General features: G+C 36.6%; 24 protein-coding genes. 17 read left to right on the plus strand and 7 right to left on the minus strand.

The window, feature by feature from the left end:
* The first annotated feature begins 18 nt into the window (after positions 1-18).
* Together LZ575_RS03180 and LZ575_RS03185 are read left to right on the plus strand one after the other, a co-directional pair.
* Positions 19-444, plus strand: coding sequence for a DUF4625 domain-containing protein (locus LZ575_RS03180; RefSeq protein WP_235328366.1), 426 nt, complete (start codon positions 19-21; stop codon positions 442-444).
* 380 nt (positions 445-824) lie between these two features.
* Entirely contained in the window at positions 825-1,190 is a 366-nt protein-coding gene (locus LZ575_RS03185) for a nuclear transport factor 2 family protein (protein ID WP_235328367.1), read from the plus strand.
* Positions 1,191-1,499: 309 nt separating this feature from the next.
* Here the strand turns inward: LZ575_RS03185 and LZ575_RS03190 are convergent, their stop codons facing one another.
* Together LZ575_RS03190 and LZ575_RS03195 are read right to left on the minus strand one after the other, a co-directional pair.
* Positions 1,500-1,751, minus strand: a complete 252-nt coding sequence (locus LZ575_RS03190) for a MotA/TolQ/ExbB proton channel family protein (protein WP_409187202.1) — start codon at positions 1,749-1,751, stop codon at positions 1,500-1,502.
* Positions 1,679-1,918, minus strand: a complete 240-nt coding sequence (locus LZ575_RS03195) for a hypothetical protein (protein ID WP_235328371.1) — start codon at positions 1,916-1,918, stop codon at positions 1,679-1,681. Before LZ575_RS03195 ends, LZ575_RS03190 begins: the two co-directional genes overlap by 73 nt.
* A 256-nt stretch (positions 1,919-2,174) precedes the next feature.
* Here LZ575_RS03195 and LZ575_RS03200 point away from each other — a divergent pair, with 256 nt between their 5' ends.
* The 4 genes from LZ575_RS03200 (at position 2,175) to LZ575_RS23180 (ending at position 3,876) form a co-directional block, all read left to right on the plus strand.
* Positions 2,175-3,125 carry a sensor histidine kinase gene (locus LZ575_RS03200; RefSeq protein ID WP_235328373.1) on the plus strand — a complete coding sequence of 317 codons (951 nt, stop codon included), beginning with the start codon at positions 2,175-2,177 and terminating at the stop codon, positions 3,123-3,125.
* A 79-nt stretch (positions 3,126-3,204) separates the two neighbouring features.
* Positions 3,205-3,420: a response regulator gene (locus LZ575_RS23170; protein ID WP_311195947.1), complete on the plus strand. Its 216-nt coding sequence runs from the start codon at positions 3,205-3,207 to the stop codon at positions 3,418-3,420.
* On the plus strand, positions 3,399-3,719 hold the full coding sequence (locus LZ575_RS23175) for a hypothetical protein (RefSeq protein ID WP_311195948.1): 321 nt from the start codon (positions 3,399-3,401) through the stop codon (positions 3,717-3,719). The genes LZ575_RS23170 and LZ575_RS23175 overlap by 22 nt, the downstream gene beginning before the upstream one ends.
* 22 nt (positions 3,720-3,741) lie before the next feature.
* Positions 3,742-3,876, plus strand: coding sequence for a LytTR family DNA-binding domain-containing protein (locus LZ575_RS23180; RefSeq protein WP_311195949.1), 135 nt, complete (start codon positions 3,742-3,744; stop codon positions 3,874-3,876).
* A 374-nt stretch (positions 3,877-4,250) separates the two neighbouring features.
* Here the strand turns inward: LZ575_RS23180 and LZ575_RS03210 are convergent, their stop codons facing one another.
* On the minus strand, positions 4,251-4,655 hold the full coding sequence (locus LZ575_RS03210; RefSeq protein ID WP_235328375.1) for a cupin domain-containing protein: 405 nt from the start codon (positions 4,653-4,655) through the stop codon (positions 4,251-4,253).
* 82 nt (positions 4,656-4,737) lie between these two features.
* Entirely contained in the window at positions 4,738-5,763 is a 1,026-nt protein-coding gene (locus tag LZ575_RS03215) for a serine hydrolase (protein ID WP_235328377.1), read from the minus strand.
* Between the two features lie 678 nt (positions 5,764-6,441).
* On the opposite strand from LZ575_RS03215, the gene LZ575_RS03220 reads away from it, so the two are divergent.
* Positions 6,442-7,236 (plus strand): transposase, encoded by a 795-nt coding sequence (locus LZ575_RS03220; protein ID WP_235328379.1) that lies wholly within the window; start codon positions 6,442-6,444, stop codon positions 7,234-7,236.
* A gap of 10 nt (positions 7,237-7,246) precedes the next feature.
* Entirely contained in the window at positions 7,247-8,026 is a 780-nt protein-coding gene (locus LZ575_RS03225; protein ID WP_235330664.1) for a transposase, read from the plus strand.
* An 87-nt stretch (positions 8,027-8,113) separates the two neighbouring features.
* Here LZ575_RS03225 and LZ575_RS03230 read toward each other — a convergent pair whose 3' ends face one another.
* The 3 genes from LZ575_RS03230 to LZ575_RS03240 all read right to left on the minus strand — a co-directional run bounded on the left by LZ575_RS03230 (position 8,114) and on the right by LZ575_RS03240 (position 9,948).
* The gene (locus LZ575_RS03230; protein WP_235328381.1) at positions 8,114-8,602 is read right to left on the minus strand and encodes a hypothetical protein; all 489 of its coding nucleotides are present in this window, start codon (positions 8,600-8,602) and stop codon (positions 8,114-8,116) included.
* A 376-nt stretch (positions 8,603-8,978) separates the two neighbouring features.
* On the minus strand, positions 8,979-9,173 hold the full coding sequence (locus tag LZ575_RS03235) for a YhjD/YihY/BrkB family envelope integrity protein (protein ID WP_235328383.1): 195 nt from the start codon (positions 9,171-9,173) through the stop codon (positions 8,979-8,981).
* Positions 9,174-9,192: 19 nt separating this feature from the next.
* Entirely contained in the window at positions 9,193-9,948 is a 756-nt protein-coding gene (locus tag LZ575_RS03240) for a YihY/virulence factor BrkB family protein (protein WP_235328385.1), read from the minus strand.
* 193 nt (positions 9,949-10,141) lie between these two features.
* Here LZ575_RS03240 and LZ575_RS03245 point away from each other — a divergent pair, with 193 nt between their 5' ends.
* The 9 genes from LZ575_RS03245 (at position 10,142) to LZ575_RS03280 (ending at position 15,232) form a co-directional block, all read left to right on the plus strand.
* Positions 10,142-10,450 (plus strand): hypothetical protein, encoded by a 309-nt coding sequence (locus LZ575_RS03245; protein ID WP_235328387.1) that lies wholly within the window; start codon positions 10,142-10,144, stop codon positions 10,448-10,450.
* 99 nt (positions 10,451-10,549) lie between these two features.
* Entirely contained in the window at positions 10,550-11,044 is a 495-nt protein-coding gene (locus tag LZ575_RS03250; protein WP_235328389.1) for a hypothetical protein, read from the plus strand.
* A 12-nt stretch (positions 11,045-11,056) separates the two neighbouring features.
* Positions 11,057-11,611 carry a DUF1697 domain-containing protein gene (locus LZ575_RS03255; protein ID WP_235328391.1) on the plus strand — a complete coding sequence of 185 codons (555 nt, stop codon included), beginning with the start codon at positions 11,057-11,059 and terminating at the stop codon, positions 11,609-11,611.
* A 288-nt stretch (positions 11,612-11,899) separates the two neighbouring features.
* Entirely contained in the window at positions 11,900-12,328 is a 429-nt protein-coding gene (locus LZ575_RS22240) for an amino acid permease (RefSeq protein WP_255702749.1), read from the plus strand.
* A 32-nt stretch (positions 12,329-12,360) separates the two neighbouring features.
* The gene (locus LZ575_RS03260) at positions 12,361-13,218 is read left to right on the plus strand and encodes an APC family permease (RefSeq protein WP_255702750.1); all 858 of its coding nucleotides are present in this window, start codon (positions 12,361-12,363) and stop codon (positions 13,216-13,218) included.
* A gap of 160 nt (positions 13,219-13,378) precedes the next feature.
* A complete protein-coding gene (locus LZ575_RS03265) occupies positions 13,379-13,663 on the plus strand; it encodes a cyclopropane-fatty-acyl-phospholipid synthase family protein (protein WP_235328393.1) in 285 nt (94 codons plus the stop codon).
* On the plus strand, positions 13,660-13,908 hold the full coding sequence (locus tag LZ575_RS03270) for a hypothetical protein (RefSeq protein ID WP_235328395.1): 249 nt from the start codon (positions 13,660-13,662) through the stop codon (positions 13,906-13,908). Before LZ575_RS03265 ends, LZ575_RS03270 begins: the two co-directional genes overlap by 4 nt.
* 450 nt (positions 13,909-14,358) lie before the next feature.
* The gene (locus tag LZ575_RS03275) at positions 14,359-15,027 is read left to right on the plus strand and encodes a hypothetical protein (RefSeq protein WP_235328397.1); all 669 of its coding nucleotides are present in this window, start codon (positions 14,359-14,361) and stop codon (positions 15,025-15,027) included.
* Entirely contained in the window at positions 15,020-15,232 is a 213-nt protein-coding gene (locus LZ575_RS03280; RefSeq protein ID WP_235328399.1) for a hypothetical protein, read from the plus strand. The genes LZ575_RS03275 and LZ575_RS03280 overlap by 8 nt, the downstream gene beginning before the upstream one ends.
* Positions 15,233-15,238 lie beyond the last annotated feature (6 nt).

Raw genomic sequence — 15,238 nt, forward strand, 5'->3', positions numbered from 1 at the left:
AAACTAATATTATAAAAAATGAAAATCAGATTATATTATTTATTAAGTCTTAGTATCGCATTATTTCTGGCATCTTGTAGCGAAGAAGATGACAATATTATTGACACTCAATCCCCTGTGATTAATATTGAAGAGCCTCATAATGAGGAAGGAATTTCTCCGGGAGAGGAAATACATTTTGATGCTTTATTTACAGATAATGTTGAATTGGCCTCTTATAAAATTGAAGTTCACAATGGCTTTGATGGCCATACGCACGCTTATGTTAAACAAGAGGGAGATCAGGACAACCCCTGGAGTTATAGTAAAGTTTTTACTATAGAAGCGGGACAAAAAAGTTTTAACGCACATCATCACATTCCGGTTCCAGCAGAAATTAACGGCGAGCCCATTAGTGAAGGGCATTACCATTTTGGGGTATTTGTTACAGATGCCGCCTTGTAATGAGACCCAGGCATTTTTGGAACTTCACATTGAAGAAGGTCACGAGGGCCACGAACATTAAAAATAGTAAAAAGGGGCTGCTCAATTCCTGGCAGCCCTTATTTTTTTTAGGGAACCTATTAATCCAGTTGAGTCCAAAAGATTGAATTAAATATTTTCCCGTTTATATAAAATGTTTCCGGAAATTACCTGATACCTTCAATTTGCCTTACTTATGGACCACTCTTATAGAAAAGAAGCAATTTTTATATGAAAATTCCCAGGTCACCTTCAAAACAGTAAACATTTTAGCCTGAATAAATCCGGTAATACAACCCCGGAACATGAATGTTTTTGTGAGAATTTTTTTAGCTTGTACAATAAATTTTAAATTTAATCTTATGATCGAGAGGAATAAAGAAACGCTTATAAAAGCAAATGAAGCAGTGAAAAATGGGGACAATGAGGGCTTTTTAGCTTATTGTACCCAGGATGTTAAATGGACTTTTGTGGGAGAAAGAGTACTAGAGGGAAAAGAAGCAGTGAGACAGTATATGGCTGTAAATTATATTAAACCTCCTCAATTTGATGTAAAAGAATTAATAGGCGAGAATGATTATGTAACAGCAATTGGTAACATCACCTTAGAGGACCAAAATGGCAAACCTACACATTATTCGTACTGTGATTTTTGGCGGTTTCACAAGGGCAAAATGGCTGAACTTATGGCCTTCGTAATTGAGACTGGTGATCTAGAAGAATTTTAGAAATAAACTGTTCATTTAATTCCCGTGATAAGTATCTAATTTTCTTATCTATACTAACTGTGTTAGGGTGAATCTTCTTTCTACTTCTTTGAAACAGCTATTATTCCAAAATCTTTTGAACTTTTTTAAAAGATAAGAAAAAGGAATCAGCGTCTGGGAAACTAATGAACTCTTATGAGGAAGGAATAGAAGTAGCTGCAAATTTTATTTTCAAAGCACTCTTTAAAATTAATGATCCTTTTTAGCTGTAATAGTCCAAATTTATCAATCCTTCATCTTAATTTCTGGTAGAGTATAATATTATCATTATTATCTGCCCTGGTGAATCGGCTTTACCCAATTAAGAACAATGCTGGAAGAACGGGTACATAAAAAGACAAAAGCGCCAAATAGCGTTGGCAACATGGTTATTTTAAGGCCATCGGCAAAATCTCTTGGGGTCGTATCTTCAAAGGAACTAAGATAATCCAGGATCTCAATGAGTTTGATCAATTGACCGAACACTCCCAGTACCAGTGCAAAAAGACCGATGGAATTGAGTAGAATAATGGTTCTGGCAATTTTAGGATCTTTTTCCTCGCGAAATAAATTCCTCTTATCAGGAGAAAAATGCCCAATAGGAAAACCAGAAGGATCATCATCATTATAAAAAAGCCGCCTTCCTCAAATCTTTCTCCAATTACTTCGAAAAATCCTTTTTGTGCCTGCAGTTCTAGTGCTACTATCATAATTTAAATTTTTTCGATTTATATATTCCCAAACCTACTGCTTATTGCTTAGCCGAGATAAGTTAAAGATACCAGTTACAGGTTTTCGACCTTTTACAGCAGATTCTTTACTTCTTTTGGTAATTTTCTTTGAGCTTGGTCAAAACCAGTAGAAAATACGTTATTCATCGCAAGTGGCTCAAAATTTCTGAAAATAATTGGATATTGTAGATCTATGACAGCCAGAACTATCACATATATTTTTTTGAGGAAAATCGTGCTCCACAGCCTTTTCTGGTTTCTGGTCCTTAGCTTTTACTCCTATTTTCTGGGCGCACCAAATGAGAACCTGTTTTCCTCCGGCTCCTTTGCTCTATTTCTCCTGCCCGTGACAATGGCCACTACTTATACCACCGTTTATTACCTCCTCCCCTATTTTTTGCTGAAAAAGAAATACCTCATGTTTGGTCTCTATAGTTTTTACACCCTGGTGCTTTCTGCTTTTGCCATTGTGATCTCTATTTTCTACGGACTGGTATTTATTCTGAATATGAATTACCACGGAATGCCTGCTCCCGGCCGTAGTTTATTGTCTATGGTAGTGCTGGTATATCTTGTGGTGGTATTGGTGAGTGCTTTCACACTGCTGAAGAAGAATTATTCTTCTATAGCTGAAAATCGGGCACTGGAAAATAAATTCCTGGAGGCCCAGTTAAAGCTGAAAGAACAGGAGTTGAATTACCTGAAATTGCAGGTACACCCCCACTTCCTTTTTAATACCCTCAATACCCTTTATGGCCATGCTCTCGCAAAAAGTGAGGAAACACCCGATATGATCCTGAAACTTTCCAATCTGTTGGATTACTTGTTGTACCAGACAGATAAGCCGTTGGTAAGCCTGGGCAGCGAAATTGAACATATAAGGGACTATATTGCACTCGAGCAAATGAGATTCCGCAATAACCTGCTAATTGATATTAACCTCCCCCCGGAATTTGAAAATATTGATATAGCTCCTATGCTGCTTATTCCGTTTGTGGAGAATAGTTTTAAGCATGGGCAGTTGGTGGATGGTAAATTGAGAATAGCTATAAGCCTTAAGACAGATGAGGAAGAACTTTGGTTTACCATAAAAAATTCAGTTAAAAGTGAAAAGAATTTTGAATCTAAAAACGGCCTTGGTTTAAAAAATCTTGAGAAACGTCTGCAGTTATTATATCCCAACTAAGCATTCATTTTCCGCAGAGAAAAATGGCAACACTTTCGAAGCCCATCTCTCTTTAATTCATTCTAAGGTACACCTAGGTATGGATAGAAAGATTTCCTGTATCATAGTAGATGATGAACCCACGGCAAGAGAGGTGATTGCGAGGCATTTAGCTAAGATCAACCACGTGGAAGTGCTGGGAACCTGTGAAAGTGCCGGGGAAGCTTTTGGTTTAATTAATACCAAAAAAGTAGACCTGATCTTCCTGGATATTAATATGCCGAGATTTCAGGATTGTCTTTTGCCCGTTCAATAAACTCTGAAATTAAGATCATTTTTACCACTGCTTACAGGGAATATGCTGTAGATGGTTTTGATCTACAGGCAGTGGACTACCTGCTGAAACCTATCTCTTTTGAACGCCTTTTAAGAGCTGTAAATACGTTTTCCAATTTTCATTTTAGCCAAGATGAGCAAGAATTTTCCAGGAAAAACGAAGTATTCCATGATTTTATGTTTGTACGGGCAGACCGGAAAATGATAAGGATCAATTTTGGAGATATTTGCTACATAGAAAGTTTAAGTGATTACCTAAAGATCCACACAGGAACCTAGCTCAATTGTGATACGGGAAACTATGAGCAATATAGAAAAGGAGCTCCCCGGGGCAAATTTTATAAGAATTCATCGTTCATTTATTATTTCCCTTGCTGCCCTGGAATCCTATACAAATGAATACCTGGAAGTAGCTAAGCAAAGCCTTACCCATTAGCAGAAGCTACAAATTTGCCGTACTTGAGAAACTGCAAAAGTGGGCGATGGAATAGTAAATTTATAAACTTAAGGTTCAATTTTTTCACGAACTGTATTAAGTTAGGTAAACCTTAAAGAGTATTAATTGTATGAGGTCATTTGTTTCATCATGATATTTTTTATCATAACCGAGTCACCTTCCAATAATTAAACTATTATAAATCAATTAATTTTGCTACCTAAAATTTCGCCTTCTTCAGTTTCTGTTAATATTAATTCCATCCGTTTCTCATCAGTAGCATAGCCAATTACGAACTATTTTCTGCCATTACTGAATAAAATAAACTATCTATTTGAATTTATTTCTTGGGTTAATAGATAGTTAGCCGTTCGTTATTTTTCATCAAACCATTTTTCGATTGCAGGCATATTTTTCTCAAACCCACCCGGAATAAAAAAATTTAGTAAACCCGATTTTTCGTCTGTTTTATTAGCAAAATCATGAATTGTATTTCTTGGTATTCTTAAAAAAGTTCCCCTATCCACATCTATCCATTTATCCCCAACAAGTATAGATGTTGTGCCTTCAATTCCGTAAAATATTTCATCATTTTCTTCGTGTTGGTGAGGGCCAGGTCCGCCAGAGTTTGGTTCGAGCCACCATTCTGATATACTATATTTTTCGTTAGTTTCATTTTCATCTGATTTGAAAATAGCAGTCATAGTTCCACAATTGTAAATTCTCCCTTCGCCTGATTTGAGGATTATGGTATCAGTATCATTATTTTTATGCTTCATATCTTTTATTATTTATAGAGACCGTTTCAGGATGTTTCCCAATGATTGCTATCTATTGGTATTGTGGAAAAATAGTCTTGCTCTAAGGCACATTACTACCTATTTCACTTGCAAAATTTCCTAAATTAGTTAAGTTCGTATTACTAAGAATAATAATCGTCGTTGACTTATTTAAATGTCGCATCCACACCGCATTTAATCCCATTATACTCCCATAACGCTCCATTACTCTTTCATCTCCCTTTCCTTTAATCCATACCCCATACCCATAATCATCAAGTCCGGGAGTTAACATTAAGTCTAAATTTTCTTTATTAATCAACTTGAGTCCAAACAATGCGTTGGAAAATTTTAGTAAATCAGGAGGTGAAGAATACATTGCCCCGGCAGCGTACCAATTTTCTATAAACATGGGAATATCATTTATCAAAGAATCGGAATTGTTTTCAGAAAAATATGTACTGGCAAGATTCCTGATAATATCCTTTTCCGTAGCCATTCCTGAAGTAGTCATACCTAAGGGCTCCAGAATTTTTTCGTTTAGTACCTTTTCGTAAGTTTTCTGATAAAGCGCTTCAATGATTTTTCCCAGAACAAAGTATTCTGCATTATTATAGTTAAATTTTGACCCAGGTTCATTTACTAGAGAGCAATTTATAAAGCTTTTCAAAAGTTGGTTCGTCGTGTTAGGTGTTGAATACAATCCTAATCCATATTTCATAGCATTTTCCACACTTGAAACAGTGTCTATTAAGATGATACCAGAAGTATGATTAAGAAGTTGATGCGGAGTAACTTTTAAACTTACTTCATCTGGATAATCTGGCAGATAGTTTTTGATGGGTTTATTTAAATCAAGTTCGCCCTGTTCATGAAGTTGAAGAATTAGGACCGCAGTAAAAGCTTTTGTTATTGACGCTATTTTATAAACGGTCTCATTATTTATGGGAATATTAAACCTTCGGTCTGCAATACCAAAACTTTTATGGAAAAGTATGGCGGAGTCTTTCTCTACCAGCACTGTACCATTAAAATTATTTTTAGTAGCATAAGATTGTATAATTGAGTTTAACTGTGTTTCCTGGGCTACTGCTTGTTGACCAACCAAGGAAAAGACTATAAAAAAGATGCAATATTTCATTTGGATGTTTAAGTTAATTCAAACAAGACATTACATTCTTCCAATTTGATGTTCGAATGTTAGACTCCTCTTTCCAGGCAGAAGTTACACTTTAGTAGAAAATACTTTCTCCGCAATTAAATTACTACCAAAAGGTGACGTTTTATTATTAAATTAAGAGGGACCTATTGCTTTTCATAGGATATGATGTAAAAAGCGCTGTACGTGTGTCAATATCTTTCTTGGTTCCTTGTGAGACTTTAGTGGTATTATTTGAACTATCGAAGTTTTAATCTTGTTTTTAAATACATCTCATTAATGAAATTTACCCATTTTCTTTTTCCATAAATAAATTTAATATCCTCCAGGAAACCATATATAATAGGCTTTCGATTTAAATTTATTACCTCTCAAATCTTCCAGAAACATGAATCTTAAATAACTCAATCCTATAAGAAGTATAACTGCAAGTAGTGTCAGGATTAAATACACTGTATCCCTAGTTTATGTTTTCGTAATAGAGCCGTAGCGGATTTTATTTGCTATTTCTTCGGTTTAGCACATACTATAAATATACAAAAAAGCCATTGCGAAGAATTAAATTCGCCTTGGCTTATATACAATGTGCCTGTTGCACAAGTTACCGAAATTAGGTAATTTCATGGAATGCAAGGCAAAAAAGACTATCAGGAAAAACTCTTCACTTCCTTTAGGTTAAGTGATCGAATCCCAAAAGAAAATTTTTATCGCAGGTTAAAAGAGGCTCTCAACCTGGATTTCCTTTATCCACTCACCCACCAGTTCTATGGGGAGAGCGGACAAAAAAGTATCGACCCCGTGGTGTATTTCAAGATCTGCCTGGTGGGATATCTTGAGAATATTACTACAGATCGTGGCGTAATGGATCATTGTGCAATGCGGCTGGACATCCTTTATTTCCTTGGGTATGATGTAGATGAAGAACTACCCTGGCACAGCACCATAAGCCGTACCCGAAAGCTTTTTACCGATGATGTCTTTGAGGAAGTATTCACCCGGGTTTTTAAACTATGTGTAGAAGCAGGATTGGTAAGCGGGCATACACAAGCCATTGATTCAGCTCCTGTTAAAGCCAATGCTTCTATGGATAGCCTGGAGCTTAAAGTCCCGGCAGAAGATCTTGAAGAGCATCTCTCAAAGCTGCGTGTGCAAAGCAGCAGGGACCGAAAAGCCAAAGAGAACAAAGCCCCTAAAGAACAACAGGAAATTACCGCCAGTAAACAAGAATTACAGGAAATTAAGAGCCGTAATAAAAGATGGAGTAAGGACCAGGATATGAAACCCGGTGCAAAGAACAAAGGCAGTAAATATACCAGCAACAAAACCCACTACAGCCCCACAGATCCTGATGCAAGGATCAGTGTCAAACCCGGAAAAGCCAGGAAACTTAACTACCTCTGCAATATAGACCGTAGATACTAAAGCCCACGTAATAACAGATGTACAGGCCTACCATGCAGATAAGAAAGACACAAAATATTTAAAGGATACTGTTACAAGATTGAACAGGCGTTTACGCAGGGAAGGATTGATCTGGGAAAATCTGCTGGCAGATGCAGGTTATAGCAGTGGGGAGAATTATGCATACCTGGAAAATAAAGGTCTTACACCCTATATTCCACCACACGGCACTTACAAAGGAGGACCTGAAGGGTTCCAATATTTTAAAGAGGGCAACTACTGGCTGTGCCCGCAAGGAAAAAAGGTAACCTTCCGGAAGCAGAAAATGGAGAATGGAAACTTAAAGGATAACTATTTTACTACAAGAGCAGATTGTAAAGACTGCCCAATAAAAAAAGCCTGCATTGGCAAGAGCCACGAAAAAAGGATCAATATTACCGCCTTTCGGGAAGAATACGAAAGAAATATTGAACGGGTAAAAAGCAGGCGTGGCCGCTATATGAAAGGCAAACGACAAGGCACGGTAGAACCCGTTTTTGGTACCCTTAAAGAATTCCTGGGACTAAGAAAAGTAAATACCATCGGAATTCGCCAGGCCAACAAATGTATGCACCTGGCCGCCATTGCGTATAACCTGAAGAAGTACCTGAAGTTTACCACAAGGAAAGTCAAGTCCGGGGCAAATGCCCTGCAAAAATGCCAAGACGCCGCTCCTTCTATTATAAAAGCTGAATTAATGGCTTTTCAAGCTGTTTTGGTCCTCCTTTTTTCTTCCCAAAAAGTGTTTGTGAATAGAGCATCACTTGCTTAAAAAGCTTTAAATATAATAGGAAATCTTGTTTGTAGAGGAAATTATAGGCTTGTGCAACGGTTACTAATGTTGTAGCACGTTTTTTATTTACAAAAATTTCACTACCCGCTGAATTTCATCTTTCAAAGTCAACTCTTCACTTTGTTCAATTGAATAACCTTCCGCTACAATTTCAAAACAAGTGTCGTGAAAGAAAAAAATGAAATGTTGATATTTCGTGAATTGTTCGTTATTATGATATGGGTGAATAGAATTCATTTTAGTCAATTCTTTTATCCATTCGGATTCAACTACTTTTTGGACCGAGTATGGTTGAAGTCCGAATTTATATAAAGGATGGCCACTAATCGCTTCATCATTTGGATTTCCGAACTTGAATTGTGCATATCGGTCAAATTTGATCGTTACAAATCGTTCATCGCTCTCGGTCCGCTCATTTATCCTGGGTCCGTTCCAATCAGGATTAACCATACTCACATAGAAAATCAAATAAATTTGGTGTTCATTTGACAAAATAGTTGGCATAGGTGCCCCAGCATCAATAGTATATCCTTCTTTTATTTGTTTTATATGCATTTTGTCGATGAGTTATTTTCAAATGTGCTACAACACATCTATAAATGCAATAGTACATTTATACTACCTATGTCTACGAATCTAGAGTATTTTTGTCTGGAAAAAAATATTTGCAGGAATATAGATCTGGATTTCAGTTGTTTTGCTGCTTTTATGAGCCGGAAGTACCTGGAACTACTTTAAATTGCTGCTGTCGCTTTATGGTGTAAATGGGTTGCAACCTATAGTGTGATAGAGGTGGCCGCTTTTTCCTCATTCCTGGAATAGTTGCAGCCTCTTTCAATCTTCATTGCGATTTCCAGAATTCACTTAGGAATGGCTTACTACTCGCAACTTTCTTTTTAGACCAATTGTATATTTCAGAAACAGAAAAAATTTATTTCTCCTTTCCTGCTACATTATCTGCGTGATAACCTCCCCTTTGCCCCATAGGTTCATCTGGTCCTACTGTAGTGTCTTTTTGGGTTTGATGTTCCATTTCTGAATTAATTTCGGCACCAAGAAGAATTATAAAGGAGGTAAGGAAAAGCCATAAGAGCATAATAATTACAGCTGCAAAACTGCCGTACATATCATCATAGCTTCCGAAGTTATTTACATACCAGGAAAATAAAAGCGAACTGAGCCACCCAAAACACAGTGGCAACAATAGAGCCCCAGCTAATCCATTTTAATTCAGGATTATCTCTGTCTGGTGCCTTTTTATAAATAAGTCCAAGGCCGAAAATAATAAAGGCTGCAAGAATGAGCCAGCGGCACCAGCTCAAAACTGTTTGAATGCTTGATCCTACCGGAATATGTTCAACAAAGGCAGGGAAAAGAATAACCAGCACAACAGCCAGAATTCCCAGTATAAGTCCGCCAATGGTGAATGCAAGGGTAAGGGCAGTCTTCTTAATAAAATTTCTGTTATCCACCTCGTTATAAGCAATATTTACACCTTCAAAAAGGGCGTTTGTCCCCTGGTTGGCACTCCATATACTTATAAGAATGCTTAAAATCACACCCCAGCCAAGCGTACTGTCAGGTTTTGAAACTATTGGCTCGATGAAACCCTGAATCATGTCCGCAGCTTCTGCCGGAAGTACATTATTTAATCCCGAAATGTGATCCTGAATTTGAGAAGGGTCCATAACTAGACCATAAATAGAGAGTGCTGCAACTATAGTGGGGAAAAGTGCCATGAAAAAATAAAATCCTACCCCTGCCGAAACTATTTGAACGTGGTCTTTTTTTATTTCTGATAAAACACGTGAGCCTATTTCTTTCCAGCCCGAAACTGGAATTTCACCAGGTTTATCTGCCTGGTGTCCATCATTATTGTTTCTTGCAGTATCTTTTCCCATGGTTTTAATTTAGTTATTTTAACATCCTACAGCTTCTGTGGACTAATTCTTCTTTAGATTCCATTCTGCCTTTTTCAATTTATACTAAAATAAGGGAAGCAAAAAGCCCATCCGCTTAAAGAAGTACTAAAAAAAATTGGAGAGAGGTAAAAGTTTCTTAAATCCAGCGGATAGTTTACAACAAAAGTAAATTTTGAAATTTTTTTCTATTGTTTGGATTGATGAAATTTCATCAGTAATTTTCTTCTCACCAGCTTCGATAGTTTTAAGAAAATCAATAGATTTACTGGTATACGTTTCTTTATTCTCAATTAAAGACTTTACAATCATGAAATTAAATAAAGTTAAGATAGCCGGGATCTTATTGTTCATCATTGGTTGCAGTTCTTATTTTTTTGTGGAAGGTGAACCCTATACTACTATAACAGGTATTTGTGCGGGAATAGGCTTTGGGATGTTTTTAATAGGTTCAGCTCTTGCAACAAATGTCCGACGCGGATAAATATAAGTCCTGCTCCACCCGCCTGGCTATTAAATAAAAATATAATTTATAATAAATTCTAATCGCCATTTTACGGATATGGCGTTAAAACAAATAACATTGATCTGGATTAGAATTAAAGAACTGGAAAGAAGACTCATTACAAACAAACTTTCAGAAAAAACAGGCCTGCACTATTTGCTGGCACATATAGTTGTCGCACTAATTTTTATTTATCTTCCCGAATTCAGCGGCTATACTAGCGAGTGGTATTACTTTGCAGAGTTCCTCGTCGTCCTGATAATTTTGATTATAACTTTGAAGACAGCTTTTTCTATTAATAAAGAAAGAGATTTTCTTAAACGTGCAATTTCCCTCTCTTTTGTAATTGGCCTGAGGCTGCTAATATTTTTCACACTTCTGCATCTACTTTATAAGATAATTATGTTTATTATCCCTGTAGATCTTTTTGTATTCTTCAACAATTTTACAACCGGAGATATTCCCAACCTCCTGTTTACTTTTATAATTTCCCTCTCCTTCTATTTCCTGCTAACCCGTGCGTTTAAGAGGATTAACCTTGATCAAGGTGAGTTTAGAGCATCTAATATCTAATTGTAGAACACTATGAAATCGAGTCAGATTAATTATACATATATCGCTTTTTTAAGAGGTATAAATGTAGGAGGGCATCATAAGATCGCGATGGCAGAGCTTAAGAAAGAATTGGAGGGAATAGGAATGAAGAATGTCCATACACTTCTTAATTCCGGAAATGTAATTTTTTATTCTGAAAGTGTTGGCGTGGAGAAACTGGAAGAAAAAATCACTGAGCATCTTAAAACCACTTATGGCTTTGCGGTTCCTGTAATTATTACTACTGCTGAAGAAATTAGGAAACTTTATACATTTGCTCCTTTTCAGGATATTGCTATTACAAAAGACATAAGGCTATATGTTTCTTTTCTGAAGAAAAACAGAGATCCCCTCCCCGACCTCCCCTGGACAACCCCTGATGAATCCTTCAGCATTATTAATCAAGTGGGAAAAGCTGTCTTTAGTGTTTTAGACGTTTCAGCATCAAAGACAACAAATGCCATGAAGTTTCTGGAAGATTTCTTCGGAAAGGATATCACCACCCGAAACTGGAATACTGTAGAACGTATTCTGAAAAAAATATAAATAAGCTTTTTTTAGAATGGGAAGTGTAAAAGCCAAACCGGGGATCTTGAAATAGGTTTTTCTTAAAGTATTACGGTTATAGGATAATCTTCGTTAATTTCTGCTGGTATTATTTATATTAAAACTCTTATCTTTAAAATGTTTTTCTTTTAGATGTTGATTCCGGAAATTGTTTAGGCAAAAGGTGGCTTACCGGAAGATATAAATCCGGTAACCTCATTTTCATGTCTCAAGACGAAATCTTAGTACCCAAAAAGCCGGAAAATAATCAACAAGGTAAACCTAAACTTGCTGGGAGTATCAGATGCAATTGCCTTAATTGTGGGAATTGTAATTGGAGCGGGAATTTTTAGAACTCCATCTTTAGTTGCGGGAAGTGTAGAATCGGGAGGAATGATGCTTACTGCCTGGCTAATTGGAGGCCTGGTTTCCCTTATTGGTGCTCTGTGTTATGCCGAGCTTACCACGACTTTCCCAAATACAGGAGGAGATTACCATTTCCTGATGAGGGCCTTCGGGAAAAGAACGGCTTTTTTATTTGCCTGGGCCAGGCTAAGTGTAATCCAAACAGGTTCTATTGCACTCCTCTCCTTTATTTTTGGAGATTATGCCACCCAAATTTATAGCCTGGGAGAATTTTCTTCAGTTCTATATGCTGGCATAATTGTAATACTGTTAACAGCAGTCAATATTATAGGTATAAGCATTGGTGCTTAAGCGCTCAAAAAGTACTTACTACTTTAGAAGTTTTGGGAGTTGTACTTATAATAATTGTAGGACTCTTTTTCGTCCCTGCAGCTACAGATGTTTCCTACTCTTTTTTTCCTGAATCTGTTTCGAACAACAGTTTTGGTTTGGCAATGGTTTTTGTGTTATTGACTTTTGGAGGCTGGAATGAAGCTGCTTATATCTCGGCAGAGATTCGCTCGGGTCGTAAAAAAATGGCAGGTGCTTTAGTTTTAAGTATAATTATTATAACAGCTGTTTATCTGCTAGTGAATTTTGCTTACCTAAGAGGACTTGGTCTTGAAGGAATGGCAGGCTCTCAAGCTGTAGCAGGAGATCTAATGGGGACTGCTTTTGGGCCCATTGGTGTAAGTTTAATTTCCATAGTTGTAGCAGTATGTGCAATGACATCGGCCAATGCAACAATTTTTACAGGAGCACGGTCAAACTATGCTTTGGGAAGAGATTTTGAAGTTTTTGGCTATCTGGGGAAATGGAAAAATTCCCTTAGAGGTCCTGTCAATGCCTTTATCGTCCAGGGTATAATCGCTCTTGTACTGGTAAGTTTTGGATTTTTTTCCCGCAGTGGGTTTGAAACTATGATAGATTATACCGCCCCGGTTTTCTGGTTCTTCCTGTTACTGGTGGGGATTTCAATATTTGTTTTAAGAAAAAGGGAGCCCAACGTGGAACGTCCATTTAAAGTCCCATTTTATCCTGTCCTTCCACTTGTTTTTTGTTTTACAAGTGCATATCTGCTCTATTCAAGTATTGCATATACGGGATGGGGAGCATTGGTGGGAATTGGAGTTTTGCTCGCAGGGGCTTTAATTCTTGTCATAAAACCATCTGTTGCTAAAGAAAACGGCAATTATAATTAGGAATAAAAATTTAAATTTAAAAAGAGGATTTGACATAGAGAATGGGACCAGTAAATTGTTGTACCTTTTATAGGTTTTTGGAAGCTAGTTTCTATTGCTTCTTATTTTCCTGAAGATGAATATATGAATATAAATATTTGCAACTAAACAAAGAGAACCTATGAAAACTTTAAAAATGTATTTCGCAGCTATTATTATGATATTGTTTTTTAGTCCAATAGCATTTGCCCAGGATGTCGTATATGTTCCCACCCGCACCCCGGTAGTAGATGCTATGTTAGAACTGGCAGACGTAAAAGAATCTGATGTTGTTTATGATCTGGGTTCCGGGGACGGGCGCATAGTAATAAAGGCCGCAAAGAACTATGGAGCTAAAGGAGTAGGAATTGATATTGATCCTGAAAGAATTGATGAGGCTAATGCGAATGCAAAGGAAGCTATGTGACTGATAAGGTTGAATTTATTCAGGCAGACCTTTTTGAATCAGATTTTAGTGAGGCTTCTGTGGTTACACTATATCTTTTAAGCTCTTTAAATGAAAGACTAAAACCTATCCTTATGGAGCAGTTGAAACCCGGAACAAGAATAGTTTCCCACGCATTTTCAATGGGAGACTGGGAACCGGAAGAAACCAAAGAAGTTGATGGTACCAGAATCTACCTTTGGACTATTCCTGAAAAGAAACAATAATAAAATATTTTTAGATTTAAAGAAGGCCGGAAAATTTTAATTTTCCGGCCTTCTTTATTCTTCCCGAGACAAGATTTCCTTTCATTTTCATTAGCAGTAGTTTAACCTGTTATTTTATTTCCGGAAGTAGTTTTAGCAATTTTTAAAATGGAAAATAAAAGAAGGTTTTAGATTAGAGTAAATTTTCAAAATTCCTATAAATGAACTCTTTAACCCTTCCTTTTTTATTAGAGGTTTTCCTGTTTTTGAGCAAATAAAATCTACGATTTGATGCACCTTATTAATAAAAAAATGCTGGCGGGGACTCTTAAATAAAAGATAAAGTAAAGTGTCAGCAGTATTAAGCTGGATTATAATTTTTATTTTTACTGATAACCGAATTCTAATAAAATCAAGTGAGACAGGCAAAAAAATCTCACATTATATATACGAATCAGAAAAAAAACCTCCATGATCGAATTATCAACTATAAATGATAAATCAATAGATCAAATTTTAACCAAACTTGAAAATAAGACTGAAGTTAATGCTTCCCTCCCCGGCGGGGGAATACTTCATATTGAAAAGGAAATTCCCTATCTCGTCATTTACAGGCAAAGAAAGAATGATCCCGGAACTTATAGAATGGTTATTAGTGAGGCTTCCTATTTAATTATAGGAAACGAGGATTTTGAAGGATATCAAAAACTCCTTTATTTGATCAGCAATCAACTGTCTGCCACTTTTAATGCCTATATGCTTTTTGAAATGTATGCAGGCGTTGCAGGAAGTAATACCTTTTTAATAAAAGCACCAGCCAATAAACTTCCTACCGCGCTGGATGTCCTGAAGCAGGAACTGGAAGAGATTAATAATGTGTATTCGGGTCTTTACCTGCAGGCACAAATCAAAGATACGCCGCATCGTCACGCTGAAGGTGATAAATGTTTAATGGATCTGGAAGCTGCCAAAGAATGTGGGGCAGTTTTAATAAGTCTTGAAATTCCGCCTGTTTACCGGGATGAAGAAGAAAATTTGTACCCTGTATTTTTCCGGGGATTCAAGGACTATTTAATTCCGGCCATACATAAATTCATGTATGACTATATAAGGGTTCAAACTTCTTATCAGGTTGCTTAGTTCTACTGCTCTTGGACGTAAGACCCTAAAAGAGAAAGTCTTTGAAATAGATAAAAAACTTACCAAAATAGAAAGCAGCTATCAGTTCTTATGGCTGGTTTCCCCTTCCAATATTCACAATATTAAACAAACCTTTTTTGAAAGTAAATATGAAAAGGTGCTCGATTACCATTACTACTTTTACCTATTGATCCTGATATATTAAAAAGAG

Origin of the sequence: Antarcticibacterium sp. 1MA-6-2, from assembly GCF_021535135.1 — a bacterium.
Taxonomy (GTDB): Bacteria; Bacteroidota; Bacteroidia; order Flavobacteriales; family Flavobacteriaceae; genus Gillisia.